General features: G+C 33.9%; 6 protein-coding genes. All 6 read left to right on the top strand.

What is annotated here, in order from left to right:
• Positions 1-702, top strand: a 702-nt coding sequence (locus KY054_03055; GenBank protein ID MBZ1356709.1) for a HAMP domain-containing histidine kinase, incomplete at its 5' end; no start/stop codon positions are given.
• Positions 703-707: 5 nt separating this feature from the next.
• The gene (locus KY054_03050) at positions 708-1,076 is read left to right on the top strand and encodes a response regulator (protein MBZ1356708.1); all 369 of its coding nucleotides are present in this window, start codon (positions 708-710) and stop codon (positions 1,074-1,076) included.
• Positions 1,077-1,369: 293 nt separating this feature from the next.
• Entirely contained in the window at positions 1,370-3,172 is a 1,803-nt protein-coding gene (gene aspS, locus KY054_03045; GenBank protein MBZ1356707.1) for an aspartate--tRNA ligase, read from the top strand.
• A complete protein-coding gene (locus KY054_03040) occupies positions 3,169-4,179 on the top strand; it encodes a serine hydrolase (protein ID MBZ1356706.1) in 1,011 nt (336 codons plus the stop codon). Before aspS ends, KY054_03040 begins: the two co-directional genes overlap by 4 nt.
• 2 nt (positions 4,180-4,181) lie before the next feature.
• Positions 4,182-5,282 (top strand): hypothetical protein, encoded by a 1,101-nt coding sequence (locus tag KY054_03035; protein MBZ1356705.1) that lies wholly within the window; start codon positions 4,182-4,184, stop codon positions 5,280-5,282.
• The gene (locus tag KY054_03030; GenBank protein MBZ1356704.1) at positions 5,282-5,974 is read left to right on the top strand and encodes a DNA alkylation repair protein; all 693 of its coding nucleotides are present in this window, start codon (positions 5,282-5,284) and stop codon (positions 5,972-5,974) included. Before KY054_03035 ends, KY054_03030 begins: the two co-directional genes overlap by 1 nt.
• Positions 5,975-5,994 lie beyond the last annotated feature (20 nt).

The raw sequence follows: 5,994 nt of genomic DNA, 5'->3' as shown, positions 1-5,994 counted from the left end.
GAACTAGATAAAGTAAAAACTGAATTCATCTCCATAGCCTCTCATCAGCTAAGAACCCCCCTTACTGCAATTAAGGGATACATATCAATGATAACTGAAGGAACCTACGGTAAGGTTCCAAAGCAAGCTAGAGGGAAACTAGAAAACGTTGCATTAAGTAATGAACGATTAATAAAATTAGTGAATGACCTTCTAAGCGTTTCAAGAATAGAAACTGGTAAAATAGAGCTTGATCCCAAGAAGGAAGATTTAGAAAGAGTAGTGTCTCAAATTATTGATGAATTAAAAATCAATGCCGAAAGAAAGGGATTATACCTTGAATTCAAGAAGCCAAAAAAGAAACTCCCAGAAATTATGCTTGATGAGGACAAGTTAAGACAAGTTATTTTGAATTTAATCGATAATGCTATAAAATACACTAGAGAAGGGGGAATAACCGTAACTCTTGAAAAATCTGGAAACAACAAAAATGTAATGATAAAGATGGTTGATACTGGAGAGGGTATGGACGAAGAAGAACTATCTAAAGTGTTTAGAAGTTTTTCAAGAGGGCAAGCTGGAAATCAATTATCTACCGAAGGAGCTGGATTGGGGTTATTCATAGCTAGAAAGTTTATTAAAATGCATAATGGAAAAGTTTGGGCTGAATCAGAAGGGAAGAAGAAAGGATCTCAATTCTATATCCAACTCCCAATAAATTAATTAAAATGAAGAAGAAAATTCTAATTGTAGAAGACGAAAAAATCCTTGCTGAAATGTACAGGGACAAATTAGAACGTTCTGGATTAGAAGTTTATTCTGCTTATGATGCAGAAGAGGGGATAGAAATGATAAGAAAAATAAAGCCAGATCTTGTTCTTTTAGACATCCTTCTTCCACGTCAAAATGGAGTGGGTTTACTCATACAGATAAGAAAAGAGCCTGATATAGCATCTATTCAAGTTCTAGTATTTTCAAATTATGACGACCTTAAAACTAATAGGGAAGTTGAAAGATTGGGCGCAAAGGACTATCTCATTAAAACAAATTATACTCCTCAACAAATAGTTGAAAAGATAAAGAACTATTTAGAATAGATTTATAAATAAAAAAGGGGAACTACTGTTGTAGTTTCTCTTTGCTTTTGTCGATGAATTTTTCGATCCTTTCTATTTTCCAGGAATCAAGTATATATCCAATTCTTTTTCCAATGAATCGGAGGCTCTCATCGCTAGGATAGCCTATAAATCTTCTTTTATCCTTATAATAACGAGGGTTAAAAGTTACATCATGAAGTAAATTGACTTTTTTCTAGTATCAAGTCATAATTTTACAATAGATTGCTTGTTCCGTGTAATAAATGTAGTTAATTTAATGTCAAAAGTGAATTATGATAAGAACGCACACATGTGGAGAATTAAATGAGTCAAATATCAAAGAAAAAGTAGTTCTTGCTGGATGGGTGCATCGCCGAAGAGATCATGGTGGAATTACTTTTATTGACCTAAGAGATCGTTATGGAGTTATTCAGTTAAAGTTTGATCCGAATAAAAATAGCGGAATAGTGGAAGAAGTTGGTAAATTAAGAAGCGAATGGGTTATTAAAATAACGGGAAATGTAGTGAGTCGACCTGAAAATATGGTTAACTCAAAGATAAAGACGGGTAAAATTGAAATTGAGATTGATGAAATAGATATTTTAAACAAATCCCTGACTCCTCCCTTTGAACTAGATGAAGAAAAGACTGGGCTAGCCAATGAAACCTTAAGACTACAATACAGGTTTTTTGATCTTAGAAATCCAGAAGTTCAGAAGATGCTAAAAACAAAAGATGAATACATTCAACACTTAAGATCTTATTTCCATAATCTAAATTTTATAGAAGTCCAAACACCGATTTTAGCAAATTCATCTCCGGAAGGAGCAAGGGATTTCTTGGTACCATCTAGAATTCATCCTGGTAAGTTTTATGCATTGCCACAAGCACCTCAACAATTCAAGCAATTACTTATGATTGGAGGATTGGATAGATACTTTCAAATAGCTCCATGCTTTAGAGATGAAGATCCAAGGATGGATAGACATTACGGAGAATTTTATCAATTAGATATGGAAATGAGTTTTATTGAACAAGAAGATATTTTCAAGACCATGGAACCGTTAATGGTTCAGCTTACAGAAAAATTCTCTGATAAAAAAATAGTTAATCTTAAAGATAATGGTAGATTTATACAATTACCTTGGAAGGAAGCTCTAACAAGATATGGTTCTGATAAGCCGGATTTACGCTTTGAGATGGAGATAAAGCCAATTACCCATCTTGTAAAAGATTGCGGTTTCTTAGTTTTTTCAGATGCCATAAAAAACGGCGGTGTTGTTCATGCCTTAAAAGTTGAGAACGGAGGAAAGTTTAGCAGAAAAGAAATTGATGAACTCGTTGAGGTAGCCAAGAGCAAAGAAGCAAAGGGAATGGCCTATATTATCGTCAAAGAAGGGGGAGGGCTACAATCTCCGATAAGTAAATTTTTAGAAGATGATCTTTCTAAAGAAATTGTAAACAAAGTAGAGGCTAAAGAAGGTGATATCATTTTTTTTGGAGCTGATGATTGGAAAACGGTTTCTTTAAGCTTGGGAGCTGTTAGAAATGATTGTGCGAAAAGACTAGGCCTTAAAGACGATTCAAAAGCCGCTTGGTGTTGGATTGTAGACTTTCCGATGTATTCATATTCAGAAATAGAGCCCGGGAAAATAGACTTTGAGCATAACCCTTTCTCAATGCCACAAGGTGGGTTAAAATCATTAAAAGAAAAAGACCCTCTTGATATATTAGCTAATCAGTTTGATTTAGTAATGAATGGCTTTGAGGTTGCAAGTGGCGCCATTAGAAATCATGATCCAGAGATAATGAACAAAGCGTTTCAAATTGCAGGATACACTCAAAAGGCAATTGAGGAACGATTTGGTGCATTATTCAAAGCTTTTCAGTTTGGCGCTCCTCCTCATGGCGGAAATGCTCTTGGTATTGATAGGATTCTTATGATATTGCAAAATGTTGATTCAATTCGTGACATCTATGCCTTTCCAAAAGATGGAAGTGGAAGAGATTTGATGATGAATTCACCATCTGAAATTGATGAAAGTCAACTCAAGGATCTACATATTAAAATTAAAAAGAATGAAAAGGAATCATGATAAAAAAATTGAAAATACCAAAATTCAAGAGAAAAGAAAAGAAAATAAGAATTATTCTTACTATTGTATTTATAATTACCCTTATTATTACAACATCACATCTTGTTAAAGAAATAAATAGAAAAGAAGACATTAATTTAAACCTTGCTCTGGCTAACGACTCTCGTCTTGAATTCTATCGTTCTCAATTCCCACTAAGAAATTGGGATGTTCCAACTCCAATCATCGGGGCAAGTGGTTTTTTAGTAGCATCAATAGAGCCAGAAGGAAAGCCAAAGATTCTTTTCGATAAAAACAGAACTCAAAGATTACCAATTGCAAGTATTGCTAAATTAATGACTGCAGTTATAGTCTTAGAGGAATACAATCTAAACGAAGTAATAGCGATTACCGAAGAAGCTTTTTTAAAAGATCACATGCGAACCAATGTTCTTTATCCTGGGGAAACCTATAAAGTAAAAGACCTTCTTTACGCCTCATTGATTGAATCAAGTAATACTGCAGCTCATGCATTGGCTCAAAGAGCAACTGCACCATACTATCAACCAATATCCGCTAACTTATTTGTTAATAGAATGAATCAAAAAGCAGTTACCCTTGGAATGAACAATACAAGATTCATAAATCCAAGTGGTCTTGATCCCGCTAACCCTCGAGATGTTGCTGGATATTCCACTCCCGATGATTTGCTAATTCTTGCTGAATATTTATTAAAAAAACCTAAAATCTGGGAAATATTATCAATTAAAGAATTTAATCTTAAAACAAACGAAGGATCATTTAAGTACATTATGAGTAATACTAATGGACTACTTGATGAACCCGGAATTATTGGTGGTAAAACAGGGCAAACCGCAAGAGCTAGAGGATGTCTTTTTATGGTTTCTAAAAATCCTAAAAGTGAAGGATATTTAATAAGTATTATTCTTGGATCTCAAGATAGGTTTGGAGAAACCAGAACACTTCTTAGAACAGCCAAAGAAGCATTTCATTGGATAAAAATATAATTATGGAAATAAGTACAATTGATGTTATAAAAGTATTCACGCTAGGATCCTTTGGATTCTTGGTTGCATTTATAGTAACTCCAGCTCTAAGTAATTTTCTTTACAAGCACAAGCTTTGGAAAAAAAGAGCGAGGGATAAGGGATTAGATGGAGAGGATATACCGGTATTTAGAAAATTCCATTCAGAAAAAGAAGTAAATGTTCCACGCCTAGGAGGATTGCTCATTTGGACTACCACACTTTTTCTTGCTTTCTTTTTTTTCTTTTTATCCAAAGTAACTGACATTTGGTGGGTAAACAAGCTTAACTTCCTTAGTCGTGAACAAACATGGTTACCCCTTTTTGCATTAGTTGGTGCTTCCATTATTGGAGTGGTTGATGACTTATTTCAAGTTATGCCAACTCCTAAGAATAATACAATTAATTCTCTTTGGAAGAAATTAAATAAATACATCGGGGGAGGATTAAACTTAAAGTATCGATTAGTATTAGTGGGATTGATTGGATTAATAGGTGGTCTTTGGTTTTACTTTAAATTAGAACAATCCATGATTTATGTACCGGGATTTGGATCAGTTTTTATCGGAATATGGTATATACCACTTTTCATTATTGTAATGATGGCAACTTATAGTGGGGGAGTAATAGACGGATTAGATGGATTAGCTGGTGGAGCCTTTGCTTCTATCTTCGGAGCATTTACTGTTATTGCATTATCTCAAAGTCAATTCGATTTAGCGGCTTTCTCGGCTGTAATAATGGGAACAATACTTGCCTTCCTTTGGTTTAATATCCCACCTGCCAGATTCTATATGGGTGAAACTGGAATTATTGGTCTTTGCGCTGCCGTTACAGTTATCGCATTCCTAACTAACTCAGTTCTGGTTCTTCCGATTATAGGGTTCTTGTTAGTAATGGAATCAGGATCAGTAATCATTCAAGTATTATCAAAGAAAATATTCAAACGGAAAGTTTTTCTGGCTGCTCCAATACATCATCATTTTGAAGCCATGCAATGGCCCCACTACAAGGTTACTATGAGATTTTGGATAATAGGTATCATAATGGCAATAATAGGGGTGACCATTAAATTACTTGGATAATGCAAACGGCAAAAGATCTACAAAAAGAACTATATGAAAAAAAAGATTCTGCAAAAGCAAAAAATTTTCAAAGATTCTTCAAAACAGGTCTAGGGGAATATGCAGAAGGGGATGTCCTTTGGGGAATATCAGTTCCAACTCAAAGATCTATTGCTAAAAAATATTACCAGCTTGAGTTGGGGGAAATATCTAAATTAATAAAAAGCGAGGTCCATGAGCATAGGCTCACGGGCCTTATTATTTTAGTTAATAAATACAAAAAAGATAAAGAAAAAATTGCTAAATTCTATATCAAACATATTAACTGGATTAATAATTGGGATTTAGTTGATATTTCCGCTCCTAAAATATTAGGTGATTTCTATCTTAGCCGAAATAAAAAGTCCTTAGAGATTATGGCTAAATCAAATAATCTCTGGAAAAGAAGAATTTCAATAATAACCACCCTTGAATTCATTAGAAATGATATTTTTAAACCAACCATTAAAATATCTCAGATACTTATTAAAGATGAACACGACTTGATACATAAAGCCGTTGGGTGGATGTTAAGAGAATTAGGTAAAAGGTCGTTATCAGATCTTGAAAATTTCCTTAATAAGAACTACCGAGTAATGCCAAGAACAATGTTAAGGTATTCCATAGAGAAATTTCCAGAAGAAAGAAGACTTTACTATTTGAATAGAAAATAGCTTGAGGTATAATAGTAGTA

This window comes from Candidatus Nealsonbacteria bacterium, from assembly GCA_019923605.1.
In the GTDB taxonomy this organism is placed as follows: Bacteria; Patescibacteriota; Minisyncoccia; order Minisyncoccales; family CSSED10-335; genus JAHXGM01.
Note: the sequence above shows the minus strand (reverse complement) of the source record. Positions and strands in the feature narration are given on the sequence as shown.